Annotated in this window: 21 protein-coding genes and 1 riboswitch; of the genes, 10 read left to right on the top strand and 11 right to left on the bottom strand. The window is 26.1% G+C overall.

What is annotated here, in order from left to right; translation table 11 throughout:
• Positions 1-90: 90 nt before the first annotated feature.
• A complete protein-coding gene (locus tag KGF41_RS12235; RefSeq protein WP_227829697.1) occupies positions 91-423 on the top strand; it encodes a winged helix-turn-helix transcriptional regulator in 333 nt (110 codons plus the stop codon).
• Between the two features lie 132 nt (positions 424-555).
• On the opposite strand, the gene pcp is transcribed toward KGF41_RS12235, so the two are convergent.
• The 7 genes from pcp to KGF41_RS12200 all read right to left on the bottom strand — a co-directional run bounded on the left by pcp (position 556) and on the right by KGF41_RS12200 (position 5,352).
• On the bottom strand, positions 556-1,197 hold the full coding sequence (pcp, locus tag KGF41_RS12230; RefSeq protein WP_227856696.1) for a pyroglutamyl-peptidase I: 642 nt from the start codon (positions 1,195-1,197) through the stop codon (positions 556-558).
• 20 nt (positions 1,198-1,217) lie between these two features.
• On the bottom strand, positions 1,218-2,150 hold the full coding sequence (locus KGF41_RS12225) for a DUF979 domain-containing protein (protein WP_227829695.1): 933 nt from the start codon (positions 2,148-2,150) through the stop codon (positions 1,218-1,220).
• A gap of 21 nt (positions 2,151-2,171) precedes the next feature.
• Positions 2,172-2,837, bottom strand: a complete 666-nt coding sequence (locus KGF41_RS12220) for a DUF969 domain-containing protein (protein ID WP_227856695.1) — start codon at positions 2,835-2,837, stop codon at positions 2,172-2,174.
• A gap of 191 nt (positions 2,838-3,028) precedes the next feature.
• Positions 3,029-3,628 carry a GNAT family N-acetyltransferase gene (locus tag KGF41_RS12215; RefSeq protein ID WP_227829693.1) on the bottom strand — a complete coding sequence of 200 codons (600 nt, stop codon included), beginning with the start codon at positions 3,626-3,628 and terminating at the stop codon, positions 3,029-3,031.
• Positions 3,629-3,854: 226 nt separating this feature from the next.
• Positions 3,855-4,331 (bottom strand): flavodoxin domain-containing protein, encoded by a 477-nt coding sequence (locus KGF41_RS12210; protein WP_227856694.1) that lies wholly within the window; start codon positions 4,329-4,331, stop codon positions 3,855-3,857.
• Positions 4,332-4,334: 3 nt separating this feature from the next.
• Positions 4,335-4,748 (bottom strand): FMN-binding protein, encoded by a 414-nt coding sequence (locus KGF41_RS12205; RefSeq protein WP_227856693.1) that lies wholly within the window; start codon positions 4,746-4,748, stop codon positions 4,335-4,337.
• On the bottom strand, positions 4,723-5,352 hold the full coding sequence (locus KGF41_RS12200; RefSeq protein ID WP_227856692.1) for a TetR/AcrR family transcriptional regulator: 630 nt from the start codon (positions 5,350-5,352) through the stop codon (positions 4,723-4,725). Before KGF41_RS12200 ends, KGF41_RS12205 begins: the two co-directional genes overlap by 26 nt.
• A gap of 1,082 nt (positions 5,353-6,434) precedes the next feature.
• On the opposite strand from KGF41_RS12200, the gene KGF41_RS12195 reads away from it, so the two are divergent.
• A complete protein-coding gene (locus KGF41_RS12195; RefSeq protein ID WP_227828397.1) occupies positions 6,435-7,262 on the top strand; it encodes an N-acetylmuramoyl-L-alanine amidase in 828 nt (275 codons plus the stop codon).
• Positions 7,263-7,344: 82 nt separating this feature from the next.
• Here KGF41_RS12195 and KGF41_RS12190 read toward each other — a convergent pair whose 3' ends face one another.
• The 4 genes from KGF41_RS12190 to KGF41_RS12175 form a co-directional block, all read right to left on the bottom strand.
• Complete coding sequence (locus KGF41_RS12190; protein ID WP_227828398.1) at positions 7,345-7,527, bottom strand: hypothetical protein; 183 nt, start codon at positions 7,525-7,527, stop codon at positions 7,345-7,347.
• A 254-nt stretch (positions 7,528-7,781) separates the two neighbouring features.
• Positions 7,782-7,949: a succinate dehydrogenase gene (locus KGF41_RS12185; protein ID WP_227828399.1), complete on the bottom strand. Its 168-nt coding sequence runs from the start codon at positions 7,947-7,949 to the stop codon at positions 7,782-7,784.
• 73 nt (positions 7,950-8,022) lie between these two features.
• Positions 8,023-8,223 carry a helix-turn-helix transcriptional regulator gene (locus tag KGF41_RS12180; RefSeq protein WP_227828555.1) on the bottom strand — a complete coding sequence of 67 codons (201 nt, stop codon included), beginning with the start codon at positions 8,221-8,223 and terminating at the stop codon, positions 8,023-8,025.
• Positions 8,224-8,225: 2 nt separating this feature from the next.
• Entirely contained in the window at positions 8,226-8,471 is a 246-nt protein-coding gene (locus tag KGF41_RS12175) for a DUF3796 domain-containing protein (protein ID WP_227828556.1), read from the bottom strand.
• 393 nt (positions 8,472-8,864) lie between these two features.
• Positions 8,865-8,908: riboswitch (PreQ1 riboswitch) on the top strand.
• Positions 8,909-9,009: 101 nt separating this feature from the next.
• Between KGF41_RS12175 and KGF41_RS12170 the strand changes: the two genes are divergently transcribed.
• From KGF41_RS12170 to KGF41_RS12135, 8 genes are all read left to right on the top strand, one after another.
• The gene (locus KGF41_RS12170; RefSeq protein WP_227856691.1) at positions 9,010-9,978 is read left to right on the top strand and encodes a nucleoside hydrolase; all 969 of its coding nucleotides are present in this window, start codon (positions 9,010-9,012) and stop codon (positions 9,976-9,978) included.
• A gap of 1 nt (position 9,979) precedes the next feature.
• On the top strand, positions 9,980-10,543 hold the full coding sequence (locus tag KGF41_RS12165; RefSeq protein WP_227828401.1) for an ECF transporter S component: 564 nt from the start codon (positions 9,980-9,982) through the stop codon (positions 10,541-10,543).
• Between the two features lie 8 nt (positions 10,544-10,551).
• On the top strand, positions 10,552-11,241 hold the full coding sequence (locus KGF41_RS12160; protein WP_227841782.1) for a radical SAM protein: 690 nt from the start codon (positions 10,552-10,554) through the stop codon (positions 11,239-11,241).
• Positions 11,242-11,403: 162 nt separating this feature from the next.
• A complete protein-coding gene (locus tag KGF41_RS12155; RefSeq protein ID WP_227828403.1) occupies positions 11,404-12,132 on the top strand; it encodes a DNA alkylation repair protein in 729 nt (242 codons plus the stop codon).
• Positions 12,133-12,145: 13 nt separating this feature from the next.
• Positions 12,146-12,784, top strand: a complete 639-nt coding sequence (locus KGF41_RS12150; RefSeq protein ID WP_227828404.1) for a DNA-binding protein — start codon at positions 12,146-12,148, stop codon at positions 12,782-12,784.
• 25 nt (positions 12,785-12,809) lie between these two features.
• The gene (locus KGF41_RS12145; protein ID WP_227856690.1) at positions 12,810-13,649 is read left to right on the top strand and encodes a hypothetical protein; all 840 of its coding nucleotides are present in this window, start codon (positions 12,810-12,812) and stop codon (positions 13,647-13,649) included.
• A gap of 15 nt (positions 13,650-13,664) precedes the next feature.
• Positions 13,665-14,336, top strand: coding sequence for a response regulator transcription factor (locus KGF41_RS12140; RefSeq protein ID WP_227841780.1), 672 nt, complete (start codon positions 13,665-13,667; stop codon positions 14,334-14,336).
• Positions 14,326-15,558, top strand: a complete 1,233-nt coding sequence (locus KGF41_RS12135; protein WP_227841084.1) for a sensor histidine kinase — start codon at positions 14,326-14,328, stop codon at positions 15,556-15,558. The genes KGF41_RS12140 and KGF41_RS12135 overlap by 11 nt, the downstream gene beginning before the upstream one ends.
• The last annotated feature ends 126 nt before the right edge of the window (positions 15,559-15,684 follow it).

Here is a 15,684-nt window from a genome sequence, read left to right as displayed (position 1 = left end):
TTGTTCTTACACTATAATTTTATTATAAATTAGTTAAAAGACAAGTACGCACATTTTTGTTCAATACTAACCTAAAGGAGAGTGTAGCACATGGGTATGGATTGTATCTCACAGGCAGATTTAAGTGAAACAGGGTTTAGTTATACACTTTCACTGATTAATGGAAAATACAAGATGGTAATTCTTTATTGCCTTGCTGAATTTAAAGTTGTTAGATATAATGAACTAAAACGTTATATAAAGACTATTTCTTATAAGACTCTGAGCTTATCATTAAAGGAATTGGAAGCAGATGATTTGATTATTCGTACTGAATATCCTCAAATACCACCTAAAGTAGAATACAGTTTATCAAAGAGAGGGAAGTCTCTGATTAAGATTTTAGATGCAATGTGTGAGTGGGGAGAACAGAATAGAATTTAATTTTATATTTGAATATTGTACATATTATAAAAAGACTGTAGGTAAGTTTGAATTTAAACAAATATACTTACAGTCTATATTTAAACAAATATATTTTCATTTATAATTTAAAAAGTTTATTTTAGATATTTATTATGAAATTTCACCACCAATTTCTTTTATATCATCTTTGTGGATTATACAAGCTTCTATGGCTAATTCCAAACCTTTAACTATTTCTTCTAAAGACATAAATGGTGTATTCTTTTTATCTATTATTTGTGAAGTCACATATGGTATGTGTATGAAGCCTCCTCTTATATTAGGATATTTTTTATCTATCATGTAGAGAATTCCATACATTACATGATTACAAACAAATGTACCTGCAGTGTTTGAGACACTAGCTGGAATTTTATTTTCATTCATATGTTTTACCATGGCTTTTACAGGTAATTTTGAAAAATATGCAGGTTGACCATCTTCCTTTATAACCGTGTCTATAACCTGATTTCCTTCATTATCTTTTATTCTAAAATCATCTACATTTATAGCAACTCTCTCAGGTGTAATATCAAATCTACCTCCTGCTTGTCCGACTGATATTACTATATCAGGGTTGTGTTTTTGAATAGCTTTATCTATTGCTTCAACAGATTTTGTCATAACTGTTGGTATAGTTATTTTTATGATTTCTGAGCCATTTATATTATCTTTGACCCTTTCAACAGCTTCTTGAGCGGGATTTATTGGTTCTCCACCAAATGGGTCAAATCCTGTTAATAAAACTTTCATTATTTTACCTCCTATTCATATTAAAATCCTAAAAAATACATTACTAATATGTGTGCTACAATTAATATTAAAGCAACTGGTGCTTGATACTTTATAACAACATAATCATTTTTACATTCAAGTAAAGCTGCTGGAACTATATTAAAATTAGCAGCCATTGGAGTAAGTAGAGTTCCACAATACCCTGCTGTTAATGCTAATGCTCCAATTATAGCAGGATTTCCACCTTGAGACAATACAAAAGGAATTCCAATTCCTGCTGTTATGACTGAAAATGCAGCAAATGCGTTTCCCATTATCATAGTAAATATAACCATACCTAATACATAAGCTATAACACCAAATAATCTATTGTCAGTAGGAACTACTCCTGATATCATACCTGAGATAACTTCTCCAACTCCAGCTTGAGTAAACAAAGCACCTAATGCAACCAAAAGTTGTGGTAGCATACTAGCTGGTCCCATTTGTTGAAGTAATCTTGAACCATCGTGAACTGAGGTAGATGATTTTGATTTGGTTATTATAAGAGCAGATATTAATGCGATTATTGAACCTACACCTATTGCAAACTGTGAAGAGTTATCAAAATTAGAAAGACTCATAGCTACAATTACTGCTGCAAAAGCTAATATTAATGATGGTATGAATATTTTATTTTTAAGTTTGTCTGCCTGTTCTTTCCCAAAATTTTCATTTGGTTCTTCGTATCTTGCAAATACGACTTGTTTAGTAAGTGTTAATAAACTAGATAATATTAGTATGATTCCTATTATATTAGCTGGAATTAATCTTCCAAATATAAATGGTAGCGATATTAGTATCCAAAATAATGATGTACCGTATTTTTTATTATTGTCTATTGTAGTAAAAGACCTGTATGCTATGACAATCATTAAAAGCCCCATTAATGCATAAAAAATTTCCAACGATATGTTTATAAAATTTTGCATTTTTATACCTCCTAAATAAATCTATCTCTTATGACTTTTATTTAATTTTTTATCATATAGAGTAAATTGGATTGTAGCAGCTATAAATGCTATTATGGCCATAATGATATTAGCTTTTACAATCTCAATTCCAGTTACATTATATCCAAATTGAGTAAGAGTAGATGCTATAAGTAAAACTCCACTACTACCTGCAAACAAGTTTTGACCATAGAAGTTACCATAGTTTTCTGATGCAGCAGACAATGCTTTTATAGCTTCTTCGTCTGATTCTTTTAATTCATCACTGTTGCTTAATCCAGCAGCTTGTGCCATAGGGTTAACAAGTGGTCTTACAAATTGAGGATGTCCACTCATTCTTATTGATAAGGCTCCAGCTATTTGTCTAGCAAACATATATATACTCAGTACTTTTCCTGTTGTGAGTCTTTGTAATTTTTCTATTAGAGAAACTGCTCTTTGTTTTAATCCATATCTTTCCAAAACACCAATTACGGGTAGTGTTAGTATAAACAATGACACACCTCTATTTGAGACAAAAGAATCTCCTAGGATTGTAAAGATTTGATTAAAATCTAATCCTGCTACAAGTCCTGTTGCTATTCCTGCTAATAATACAGTAAATAATGTATCAATTTTAAGTATAAATCCAATCACAACTATTAATATACCAATTAGTTTTATCATCAATTATTCTCCTTCCATTTTTTCTATTTTGATTTGATTTTACTAAATAAATAAAGTTAAACTCTTTTTATAGTATTTACGTTAATATGACTATTATTATAAAATTTAATAAAAAATAAGAAAGTTACTTTAAAATACTTATTTTAAAGTAACTTTCTTATTTTTATTTTAGTTTATTTAAAGTTTGTGTTTTAAAGTAATTTAACAAGAAGACTGCTTTTTTCTAAAATAGTAGCGATTTCTTTTGTATCAATTTGTTTAATTGTTTTTATGTAGTTTGGTTTTATAGGATGAGTACCTATGTATTTTTCAAATAACATAACATCATGCCAACTACCAAACTTATATCCTGTATTATGATAAATTCCACATAGTTTGAAACCAAAGTGTTGATGAAGTCTTTCGCTTTTAATATTAGGTGATGTAATGCTAACATATAAGTTTTGAATATTTTGTAATTTTAATATATCTATTATTGAATTATAAAGAGCTATGCCTATTTTACAACTGACGAACTTTTCGTCAACATAAATTGATAATCCAGCATTCCATTGATAAGCGGTTCTTTCATTATGTTCATGAGCATAAGCATATCCAACAATTTTTTCGTCAATTAAACATACTAGATATGGATATTTTGAACAAATTGTTTTTATTCTATTTTTAAAATCACTAATATTTGGGACATCGTATTCAAAAGTAATTGCTGTATTAGTGATATATGGTGTATATATTGCTAATATTTCTTCAGCATCTGTTTCCTTTGCCAGTCTGATTTTAACTTTTCCCATAAATATCATCTCCAATGTAGTAAATATAATAGTTTTTATTTTATAATGTTCAAGTTTAAATGTGAAAACATATTATGTACTTTATTATATTTTATATCAAAAGTTATATAAGGGAAAGTTATGTAACGAAATGTACAAAAATATATGGCAAAACGTTCTATGACTTTTGAACTCTTTGAAACAAAGCAGGGGTAGATGGATTTATCAACGAAGAGTATAGCTTATTTTAGTCATTAAAATTTTTTAAAAAATTATCTATATTATCCTGTGATATTTTCAAACTATTGTAATCATTTTTTGTAACTGATTTCATAATCAATTTGTCAAAAAATTTCATTTTCTCTAATCTAGCTTCACCACCAAATACACTTATTGATTTTGCACTCTTTAATAATGATGATGGGAAATTGCTTGACAGATATTTATCCGTTTGCTCAGAGAATGCGCAACAAAGAAAGATTCCAACTTTCTTTTGGTTTAACAACTCTATATTATCATTACAGAATGTACGAATTTCTTTTGAAACTGAACCCACATATATTGAACTTCCAATAATAATGGTATCAAATTTTGATAATTCAATTTTACTGTTTTTATCCTTAATATCAACAATAGTAACATTATTTGATAGTCTACTTTTTAATATATTTGCACAGTCTGCGGTACAACCATATTTACTTGAATATATAATAATAGTATTCATATTTTACTCTCCTTTTTGTAACGCATTTTCTATAGCTTTTCGTATAGTATCACTGCTGTAAGTTGCAGAAGTTATAGCATCTACTTCTAAAGACTGTTGCTTAATAATATTATTTACAATCTTTTCAGCTGGCTGGCCTAAAAGAGTGTCATGTTTCAATATATCAATATCTTTTATTACTCCATTGTTAACTTCGACAGATACAGTAGCTTTTACTAAACCATTATCAGCACTTCCAAGATAAGTACCATTTTTTATTTTAGTAGGATTTATATTTTGTACTACTAATTTTTCTGGTTTCAAATTAACTACAGCTACAATAATAATACATATAAATATAAAAAATAAAACTGTTAATACTTTTAGAATTCTTAAAAATTTATTTTTCTTATTAAGATTTTTGTTGTGAATGCTCATTGTAAATTCCTCCAAGTAAAATATCCATGAAATTGTCTATAAATTGTGGGAAGTTATGTAAAGAATACAATTGATTTTCAACAGCACATAAAACAAAGCCTAATAATGCACTTATAAGCATCCAAGAAGCATTATCTATATTTGGTTTAAATATTTTTTGCTTAATTCCAGTAGCAATAAGTTCATCAAACACCTCTATACCATTATTAGTAGGGGTACTAGCAGTACTTTGAGATGCAAATATAATATTCATTCCACTATACATTATGGCTTTTGTCATTTCTGGATTGCTAGAAAGAATTTTGATAAAAGTAAGCATAATTTCTCTGATTTGTTTATCTACTGAAAATGATGAGTATTTATCAATAACAGCAATAGAATTATTTTCTATTTTATTATAAAGTTCATTAGCCATATCACTAATAATCTGTGCCTTATCTTTGTAATAAAGATAAATAGTGGTTGGAGAATATTCTATTTTTGTAGCAATCTTTCTAATTGATAAACTTTCATATCCCTCCTGGTTGATAATTTCAATGGCAGCATCCATAATTTTTTTCTTCATTTCTATTTTTTCATTTTTACGTCTTTCTTTGATACCCATATAATCACCTCTTTAACTTAACGGTGTTAATTTAATTTATAATGTTATTGTATCTTTTTTTTTTAAGTCTGTCAATAATCTATTAATAATATAGATTTCTATACTTTCTATATTGGTACAATGTTTACAAATTTAATTAAGTTATTCTTAAATCAGTTTAATTTGGTCTTGTAAAATAATTTAGGATATTAAAATTGATTAGAATCTTTTTAGGCGAATACTTACTATTTTGATAAATGATATTAAAGAAAAAGATTTTTATGTTAAAAAGATATATTGGATTTATCTTGTGTTGATTTAGATAATATTAAGATAAAAAAAATATTATTTATCTAATAATTGATTCTTATATAGGATTGAAAAATGAAGATTTATTACATGGTATCTGAATGTTTTACATAATTATAAAAAACAAAAAAGAGTGCTATAGCACTCCTATTGTGAGAAATATATATGAAATTCATTTTTGCGTTAATGCAAAATGTACATATAACAAAGTTTATTTTTTATATTTACTTTATATAATAGTATATTAATATTAACTGAATATTTATTATAATTAGTAAAAAAGAAAAAGGAGTGATTTTACACTCCGGTTGTCAAAAATCTAAAACTGTCATCGCAATGTTCTTATTATAACATAATTTATGAGAATGTGTGAATATATTTAAGATTAAAAAGATATTTTTGATATAACTAAAATTATATTAAAAAATGTAATGAAGAGATATTAATATAAAAAAATTAAGACAGAGTATTTATAAATTATATAAATGAGAAAAGTGTTATAGTTAAAAAAAGTATTATCAATTAATAATTTTACGAATTTTTAAATAAAAATAGACAATAAAGATTATATGGTAGAATCACATAAAAATAAATATGTTTTTGTCTAGTTGTGCATTTTAGATTGCCAGTTATGTATTATACATTGAATATTAAGAATATTTGTGATATTTTTATAAAAAAAATAAAATAATGATTATTTTTTTTTATGAAGATGAATGATTTATATGCATTTAGATTTTCATTATTATGGGACATATACACGAGATAAAATCTAATTAAGGGAGTGAAATGTTATGAAAATATGTATTACAGTAGGACATAGTATTCTAAAAAATGGGGCATGTACTTCTGCTGATGGATTAGTTAACGAATATCAGTATAACAAGTTATTGGCGCCAATAGTAGCAGATATATTTAGAAAAAAAGGGCATACAGTAAGTGTAATAATATGCCCTGAAAAACAGTTTAGTTCTAAAAATGAAGAAAAGTCTTATAAAATACCTAGAGTTAATGATGGAGAATATGATTTACTTATAGAGTTACATTTAAATGCAAGTGATGGTCAAGGAAAAGGCTCAGAAGTGTTATATTATAGCAATAAAGGCTTAGAATATGCAACTAGAATATGTAATAAATTAGGTATGGTATTCAAAAATAGGGGAGCTAAATTAGATAAAGGATTGTATATTTTAAATAGTTCAAAACCTACAGCTATATTAATAGAAAGTTTTTTTTGTGATAATAAAGAGGATTATGAGAAAGCAGAAAAACTTGGATATGAGGGCTTGGCTAAGCTAATCGTAGAAGGTATATTAAATAATAATATAAAAAGTGAAGATATCAAGAAGATTAAACATACAATAGTTTATAGTGGAGATGATAGAGTTTCAGCAGAAATAATAGGATTATATTATAAAAGAAAAGACGAAAGTTATTTAGTAATAGATATAAAAGATTATAAGCCATATAAAACAGAGAATCTGTATGTTATTGGCGGAGGTGCCTGTAGCAAGATGAAAGAAATGAGTAAGACCACAGGAGAAAAATTTACACAAATATATGATAGTGATGTGTGGTCAACAATGGATAAAGCAAGAGCATTTATAAAAGAAAAAGCGTAATTTAAAATTTTTATTAAATTAAATATTTAGATAAGAAGAATTTTATATAAAATTCTTCTTATTATTTTTGATAATTTAAATTTTATGCCAAACCACATTCACATAATAAAATCATAATTCTATGAAGACAAGACTCCACAATATCTTCTCCATATTTTTTAATAAAATCATCAATCTGAGTTTCTATAAATGAATAGTATTCTTTCAAACTAACAATGTATGCAGTCATTATATGAACACATTCATCAACTTTGTCTTTAAACACAATACATCCCCCTAAAAAATAAAAATATTCAGTAAATAAAATAAATTATTTTATTTGAAAATATATATGTATAATACTTCGCTTTAATATATTTTACAAGTGTATATGTAAAACTGGATATTACAATTGTAAAACTGGTTGAATTATTATCCAATTCATTTTTTATTTACAATTATCAGTAAGCACTTGGATGTCATACTAAATAATTATTGGTTTTCGTAAACATCAATATTGAAGTATTGCAAATCTTATCATCATCTTTTTTTATTAAATAGATAAATTAATAAAAATCCAATTCCAGTTCCAATTATTATTCCTATCATAGTATCTATCGCTAATTTTTTTAATATAAAAGCTACTAAAAATACTATGAATAAACCAAATATATATCCCCAAAAGTGTGTTGAAAGTTTTCTTTTCATATAATCACCAACTTATATTAGTTTTAATCTACTTAATAAAAGTATAGCAAAAATTTTAAGAAGAGAATAGTTGCTAATTTTTTATATATTCAAAAATTTCCTCTATACTTACATTGAATACGTTAGCAATGTCAAATGCTAATTTTAATGAAGGGTTATATTTTCCGTTTTCAAGATTTCCTATAGTTTCTCTTCTTACTCCTACTAATGATGCCAGTTCATCCTGTTTCATATTATGTTTTGCTCTATATTCTTTAGTTCTTGAACGAAACATCATTATTCTAGTCCTTTTCCTTCTTTGTATTGTAAATATGCAAAAATTGCAACAAAGCTAATCATTGCTATAGAAAAACTTATTCCTAGACCATTTTCAATAGTAGAAATATTATCTGAAATGATGGATAAAACCATAGCTATTGACAGTGATGAAAGTGTAAAGAAAAATGCTGACACAGCTACTTTTCTTAAGTTTTCTCTAAATAATTCATCTGGCATAATATTAAAATATCTAAAAAAAACAATGAGATATGATTTTTATAGAAATAAATAAAAAACGCAAAAACTTAAATAAAGATTTATATAGAATAAAAATATAAACCCTTAAAAATAGGCTATATGTTAGGTATAATACTATTTGAGTATTTCAATGTTTTGATAGTTTTATATGTAAAGTTAATTAAAGGTATTAATTGTAATATTTATGATATTGTTGTATAATAATAATCGGTTTAAACGTGCCACATTTTATTAAAGTTTGTTTATTATTTGAGCATGCTTTAATGAGACACATAAAAATATAATAAATTCTTTTAAACTACAAACAGAGTTTTTGTAGTTAGTAAATCAGGTGTTTGAAAGGTTCTAGTTGATTGACATGTTATAATAAATAACTTAAAATCATAACTAAACTTAACATCTGTACTTGTTCGAGAACTCCAAGTATAAAAAACTAAGGAATTATATAGTGGCAGTATATAATTAATACCCTTAGACACACCTTTTTGAAAGTGGAAAAAAGATGTGTAGTTCTCCTCGACCACAAATCAAGGAGGATAGTAATATGGAAAAAAGAAAAGTAATAATTGATTGTGACCCAGGAATTGATGATTCTTTGGCAATCCTTCTGGCTTTAAACTCACCAGAGCTAGAAGTACTTGGAATTACCACATGCTGTGGTAACGTACCAGCAAATGTAGGTGCAGAAAATGCACTAAAAACACTTCAAATGTGTTCTTCACTAAATATTCCAGTATATATAGGAGAAGAAGCACCACTAAAAAGAACACTTGTAACAGCTCAAGATACACATGGAGAAGATGGTATAGGAGAAAATTTTTATCAAAAAGTGACAGAGGTTAAAGCAAGAAATGGAGCAGTAGATTTTATAATAAATACTTTACATAATCATGAAAAAGTATCTATAATAGCACTTGCACCACTTACAAACATAGCTAAAGCACTTATGAAAGATAAAAAAGCCTTTGAAAATCTTGATGAATTTGTATCTATGGGAGGAGCATTTAAAATTCATGGAAACTGTTCTCCAATAGCAGAGTTTAACTATTGGGTAGACCCACATGGAGCGGATTATGTTTACAAGAATTTATCTAAAAAAATTCACATGGTATGTTTGGATGTAACTAGAAAAATTGTACTTACTCCTAATATTATTGAGTTTATAAATAGACTTGATGAAAAAATGGCTAAGTATATAACTGAAATCACTAGATTTTATATTGATTTTCATTGGGAACAAGAAGGAATAATAGGTTGTGTAATAAATGACCCTCTAGCAGTAGCATATTTTATAGATAGAAGTATATGTAAGGGATTTGAATCATATGTAGAAATTGTGGAAGATGGAATAGCTATGGGGCAATCTATAGTAGATTCATTTGATTTCTACAAAAAACATGCTAATGCGATTATTCTAAATGAGGTTGATGAAAAGAAATTTATGTACATGTTTTTAAAAAGACTTTTTAAAGGATATGAAAACATTATAGACTCTGTGGAAGGAGTGATATAGTGTGAAAAGAAAAATATGTGTCAAAACTATTACACTTATAGCCTTTGGTATTTCTATAAATATAGTAGGTGCATTTATAGCTATGGGACTAAGATTACCTATATATTTAGATTCAATAGGAACTATAATGATAGCTTCACTTTTGGGACCTAAATATGCTGTTATTACAGGCGTGTTTGGAAGTTTAATAAGTGGGGTTACATTTGATGTATATTCTCTTTATTTTGCACCAGTCCAGATATCAACAGGATTACTTGCTGGTATTGCTTTTAAAAAGAAATTCTTAACTGGTCTAAAAACTCCATTAGGAGTATTGTTATTTGCCATACCAACATCTATAGTAAGTTCAGTAATTTCAGCTTTTTTGTTTGGAGGTGTTACATCATCTGGTTCTTCTTATATAGTTCAAATTTTAAAAGTACTAGGGTTTGGAGATGTATTTAGTGTGTTTATAACTCAAGTGTTCACAGATTATACAGATAAATTAATTGCGGTTGTTTTGGTAAATTTAGGACTAAATGCAGTTCCAAAGACTTTAAAAGTATCATTAACTGGAGAAAGATAGGAGAGAATATGGATAGATATAGTGAGATAATAAATAAAAATCAAAGAGAAATAGTTTTACTTAAAAGCTTTCCATGTATATGGAGAAGATGTTCTTTTTGTGATTATATAGATGATAATTCTAATTTGGAAGAAGAAATGAACAAATTAAATTTTGAAGTTTTAAAAAATATAACTGGAAAATATGGAGTTCTTGAAGTCATAAATTCTGGTAGCTGTTTTGAAATACCTAAAGATACTTTAGAGAGAATAAAGAAGATTATAAAAGAAAAAAATATAAAAAAACTATTCTTAGAAAGTCATTGGTCCTACAAAAATAGACTAAAGGAAATGAGAGATTATTTTGAAATACCTATAATATTTAAAATTGGGGTTGAAACATTTGATTATGATTTTAGAAATAATTTTTTAAATAAAAATGCAAGATTTAGAACTCCAGAAGAGGTAAAAGAATATTTTGATTCACCTTGTATTATGGTTGGAATTAAAGGACAGACTAAAGAAATGATAGATAATGATATAGATATTATTTTAAATACTTTTGAAAAAGCAACTGTGAATGTTTTTATAAACAATTCTTCTAAAATAAAAAGAGATGAAGAGCTGGTTAAATGGTTTATTAATAAGTATGAATTCCTAAATGAAAATCCAAATATAGAAGTTTTATATAATAATACAGACTTCGGTGTAGGAGATTAGTAAGGTTTTCTAAAGAGATATTATGTTGTAGAAAATTTTAATTTAATTTTAATTTTAAATTGAAAAATTTAGTATATTTTTGAAAAAGCTTCTGATAGTTAGAAGCTTTTTTTTATATAATTTTATGTTACAATAAGAAAAAAGGAACTAAGGAGTAAATAAATGATGCTTAGTAGGGAAAAATGGGATAAATTGGAATATACCGAATTTTTAGAGTATATGAAATCTATGCAAGATATTAAGTATAGAGATTTTAATAAGAAACTTATACCAGGGACAGAAAATATAATAGGTATTAGAATTCCCAATTTAAGAAAGTTGTCAAAAGAAATAAGTAAAGGTAACTGGAAAGAATTTTTAGAAGTAGCAGAAGATACTTATTATGAAGAAGTTATGTTACAAGGTATGGTGATTGGTAATATAAATAGTAATTTTGAAGAAATTTCATATTATATAAAAAAGTTTGTACCTAAAATAAGTAATTGGGCAATTTGTGATGGATTTTGTTCTGGACTAAAGAGTACAAATAATTATAAAGAATACATGTATGATATACTAAAAAAATATGTTTGTTCAGAAAATCTGTGGGAGATTAGATTTGCATTAGTTATGTTTTTAATATATTATGTTGATGATGAATATATTAAAGATATCTTTGAATACTGTAACAATATACAAAGTGAAGAATATTATGTTAAAATGGGTATGGCATGGCTATTATCAATTTGTTTTGTTAAGTATGAAGAAGAAACACTTCTTTATATAAAAAACAACAATTTAGATGATTTTACTTATAATAAAATGTTACAAAAGATAATTGAATCAAACAGAGTAGATTTAGAAAAGAAGAATATAATAAGAAATATGAAAAGAAAGACAAGAAGATATTGACGGAGGAGTATTAATGAATAATGAAGAAAGAATTGATAAATTTTTAGAGCTTCAAAATAAAGGAATAAAATTTACAGAGATAGCTCAAAATTTAAAAATTAGTCAAAGTACTTTAAGAACTTTTTTAAATAAAAAAGGATATAAGTCAGAAAAAGGTAAATACATATTAAAAGACGAATTAAAGTATAAAGAAGATTTAGATAAAGAAAAAACTAAGGAAGATAACATTAATAATATAAAAAAGGTAAGCACCAAAAAGAAGAAATCTAATGAAAAGGTTTTAGATAAGAGTATTGAACAAATTGAGTTTAACGACACAGATTTAAAAAATACAAAGGTAAGAAAAAATATTAAACCTAAAAAAGACAGAAAAATAAATATAACTCAAGAAGATTTAGATAAGCTTTGTGAAGTGTATGATTGGTATTTAGAAGTGAAGGATTATAATATAAAACCTAAAAAAATATCTAATAAAAAAGATGTACATATAGATAATGAATCTTTAAGTGAATTAAAAACAACAAGAATACGTATAGATAAAGAAACTTGGAGTGACTTTGAAAGATTATGTAGCAACTCAAATTTTGAAAAACACCAAATACTTACACAAGCATTGAAGGAATTCATGAAAAAATATAAAAATCTACTATAAAATACTACTATATGAGGTGCTTAATATGAATAAAATAGTAAAAAAATTAATTTTTTTAATGATTATATTAACAATATTTATTTTTACACTGACTGCATGTAAAAGGGAAAAAGAACATTCTGATTCAGTTGAGATTCAAGCAGAAGACAACAATGAAGTGACAATAGATAAGGACAATGCAAAAGTATTGAATATAGGAGCAACAGAGATTATAAATATAGCTGAAGATGGAAAAATAGATACATCCACAAAGATAGAAAATAATTCAACATTTAATATATCAAATGTTGAACTAATATATAATGAATATGATGCAAATAAAAAAATTACTTCATCTGATAGTAAATCTCTTTTAGATATGACTTTAATGCCTGGAAAAGTTGCTTATGTAGAATGTGGACATAAAACTTTTGCCAAAAGTGTAGAAGTCTATGCATATGAGTATGAAGCAGAGGGTAAAATTGTATATGTTAATTTAAAAAAAAATACTATTGATATAAGAAACAATAAAATTAAGCTAGAAAATAGTAGTCAGTATGAAGTATTATCTACTTCAGAACTTAAAAAAGTAAATGAGTCAAAAGAGGGAATCACATATCAAATAAAAGTAAAGAATTCATCATCAAAAGATTTGGGGAATATTATCCTTAAGACAGCGGAAGTTAATGATAATGGAGAATACTTAACAGTAAGTCGTGTACCATCATACAAAGTTTTAAAGGCTTCAGAAGAAACAGATATAGATATAACATGTTCAACAAAAGCAAAGAATGTTGAAATAGTAGGATATACTTATGATGATATAAAAGAAAAGGCAAATGTAGATATTGATTTGAAATCTCATAAAGTCAAGATAGACAAATAAAGGTAGGGGATATTTATGAAGGTTTTAATAGTTGAAGATAACAGGGTGCTTTTAGAAAGTGTAGTAGAAGAACTTAGTACTCATTTTGAAACTGAAAAATGTGAAGATGGAGAAGAAGCATTATATTTAATAAATCAAAATATATATGATTTAGTTATCTTAGATTTAATGCTTCCTAATATAAATGGAATTGATATTTTGAAGAAAATGAGAATCAATAATATAGATACACCTGTACTTATATTGACCGCCAAAGAAGCATTAGACGATAAAGTAGAAGCATTTACTATAGGAGCTAATGATTATTTGACAAAACCTTTTTATATGGAGGAACTAGTAGCAAGAGTATATGCCATATTGAGGACTAATGGAAAAATAAAAGAAAGAAATGGATTAGAATTTAAATCTTTATATCTGGATACATTAGAAAAAAGAGTGTATATTGAAAAAGAAGAAATAAAACTTCAAAATAAACAGTTTAACTTATTGGAATATTTTGTTTTAAATAGAGGTTCGATTCTATTAAAAGAACAGATTTATGATAGAATATGGGGAATTGATTCAGATGCAACTATTGAAATAGTAGAGGTATATGTAAGTAATCTGAGAAAAAAACTAAGTAAATATGGATATGATAAATATATTAAAACTAAGCGTAAGGTAGGATACATATTCGATGATAAATAAGAATGTATTTACCAGCACTAAAAACCATTTAATAAAAATGTACATTGTTGTAGTGGGTAGTTTTTTAATAATATTTTCTATATTTATATATTCATATTTTAGAGGTCTTACATATAGTGGAATTGATAGTGAAATCAATGATGAACTGGAGTATATAGTTTCTCAATTTAAGAGAACCTCATTTTTAAACCCAATAAGACTTAAAGACCCTAAAGATATGGTATATGTTTATGAAGATGACAGAATAAGTTACTATACTCAAAATGAATATTTTGATGAATTACTTCCAGACAGAAGACTAGATAAGAAAAATACATTTTTTAAATATACAGAAAATGGTTATACATTTAGAGAATTAAATGTGGATATGGGCAGATATCAGATACAAATAATCAGAAACATTGACTCAGAGATGAATTCTTTAAAACAGTTGACATCTGTACTTATAATTGGAATACTAATTTCTGTTATAATCACGTACTTTGTAGCTGTATATCTTACTCGAAAAGCATTAATTCCAATAGAGACTGCTTGGAGGAATCAAGCTAAATTTATACAAGATGCTTCACATGAGTTAAGGACTCCAATAACAATAGTTTCATCAAAATTAGAAAGTATGTTAAAATCTCCAGAAAATACAGTAAATGATGAAGTTGAAACAATAGCTACTGCAATGAAAGAAACTAGAAGACTTAAAAAGATGATAACAGATTTACTATCTCTTACTAAGGAAGATTCTATTGTTAAAGTTAATCTGGAGGAAATTGATTTAGAAAAATTACTAGAAGAAATATCAGAGGATTATGTGGATATTGCTGAGTTTCAAGAAAAAAAATTTACATTTCACTCTGAATTAAAGAATAAAGTTATAATAACAGATAAAAATAAATTGAGACAACTTATATTAATTTTTATTGATAATGCTTTTAAATATACTAAACTAGGTGATGAGATAGTATTAGAATTAAAAGAAGATGTGGAAGATGAAGTAACACTAATTATAAGAGATACTGGTATAGGTATAAAAAAAGAAGAAATACCTTTTATATTTGACAGATTTTTTAGAAGTGAAAATGTGAGAAACAAAGATTTAGAAGGTTCTGGAATAGGTCTTTCAATAGCGCATATGATTAGCTTGAATTTGTCTATTGAAATAGATGTAACTTCTGATATAGGCATTGGAACTACATTTGAAATATCAATACCAAAAAAACTAAAATAATAAAAATATAAAAAATCTGTTTTTACAAATAAAGAATGGGTATACTAATTAGTATAAAATAAAATATAAAAGAATTTATAAAAGTAAAATTATATTTATAAATTTCATAGTATAATTATAAGGATA

The organism is Clostridioides sp. ZZV14-6150 (genome assembly GCF_020657875.1).
Classification (GTDB): domain Bacteria; phylum Bacillota; class Clostridia; order Peptostreptococcales; family Peptostreptococcaceae; genus Clostridioides.
Note: the sequence above shows the minus strand (reverse complement) of the source record. Positions and strands in the feature narration are given on the sequence as shown.

What these genes read in the sequence shown, in the direction of transcription:
- KGF41_RS12205 (WP_227856693.1), bottom strand. Translation starts at nt 4,748, where the DNA reads ATGAGCATTCACAACAAAAATCTTAATAAGAAAAATAAATTTTTAAGA.
- KGF41_RS12215 (WP_227829693.1), bottom strand. Translation starts at nt 3,628, where the DNA reads ATGGGAAAAGTTAAAATCAGACTGGCAAAGGAAACAGATGCTGAAGAA.
- KGF41_RS12160 (WP_227841782.1), top strand. Translation starts at nt 10,552, where the DNA reads ATGGATAGATATAGTGAGATAATAAATAAAAATCAAAGAGAAATAGTT.
- KGF41_RS12200 (WP_227856692.1), bottom strand. Translation starts at nt 5,352, where the DNA reads ATGGGTATCAAAGAAAGACGTAAAAATGAAAAAATAGAAATGAAGAAA.
- KGF41_RS12145 (WP_227856690.1), top strand. Translation starts at nt 12,810, where the DNA reads ATGAATAAAATAGTAAAAAAATTAATTTTTTTAATGATTATATTAACA.
- pcp (WP_227856696.1), bottom strand. Translation starts at nt 1,197, where the DNA reads ATGAAAGTTTTATTAACAGGATTTGACCCATTTGGTGGAGAACCAATA.
- KGF41_RS12170 (WP_227856691.1), top strand. Translation starts at nt 9,010, where the DNA reads ATGGAAAAAAGAAAAGTAATAATTGATTGTGACCCAGGAATTGATGAT.
- KGF41_RS12225 (WP_227829695.1), bottom strand. Translation starts at nt 2,150, where the DNA reads ATGCAAAATTTTATAAACATATCGTTGGAAATTTTTTATGCATTAATG.
- KGF41_RS12155 (WP_227828403.1), top strand. Translation starts at nt 11,404, where the DNA reads ATGATGCTTAGTAGGGAAAAATGGGATAAATTGGAATATACCGAATTT.
- KGF41_RS12135 (WP_227841084.1), top strand. Translation starts at nt 14,326, where the DNA reads ATGATAAATAAGAATGTATTTACCAGCACTAAAAACCATTTAATAAAA.
- KGF41_RS12185 (WP_227828399.1), bottom strand. Translation starts at nt 7,949, where the DNA reads ATGAAAAGAAAACTTTCAACACACTTTTGGGGATATATATTTGGTTTA.
- KGF41_RS12220 (WP_227856695.1), bottom strand. Translation starts at nt 2,837, where the DNA reads ATGATAAAACTAATTGGTATATTAATAGTTGTGATTGGATTTATACTT.
- KGF41_RS12195 (WP_227828397.1), top strand. Translation starts at nt 6,435, where the DNA reads ATGAAAATATGTATTACAGTAGGACATAGTATTCTAAAAAATGGGGCA.
- KGF41_RS12235 (WP_227829697.1), top strand. Translation starts at nt 91, where the DNA reads ATGGGTATGGATTGTATCTCACAGGCAGATTTAAGTGAAACAGGGTTT.
- KGF41_RS12150 (WP_227828404.1), top strand. Translation starts at nt 12,146, where the DNA reads ATGAATAATGAAGAAAGAATTGATAAATTTTTAGAGCTTCAAAATAAA.
- KGF41_RS12210 (WP_227856694.1), bottom strand. Translation starts at nt 4,331, where the DNA reads ATGAATACTATTATTATATATTCAAGTAAATATGGTTGTACCGCAGAC.
- KGF41_RS12140 (WP_227841780.1), top strand. Translation starts at nt 13,665, where the DNA reads ATGAAGGTTTTAATAGTTGAAGATAACAGGGTGCTTTTAGAAAGTGTA.
- KGF41_RS12180 (WP_227828555.1), bottom strand. Translation starts at nt 8,223, where the DNA reads ATGTTTCGTTCAAGAACTAAAGAATATAGAGCAAAACATAATATGAAA.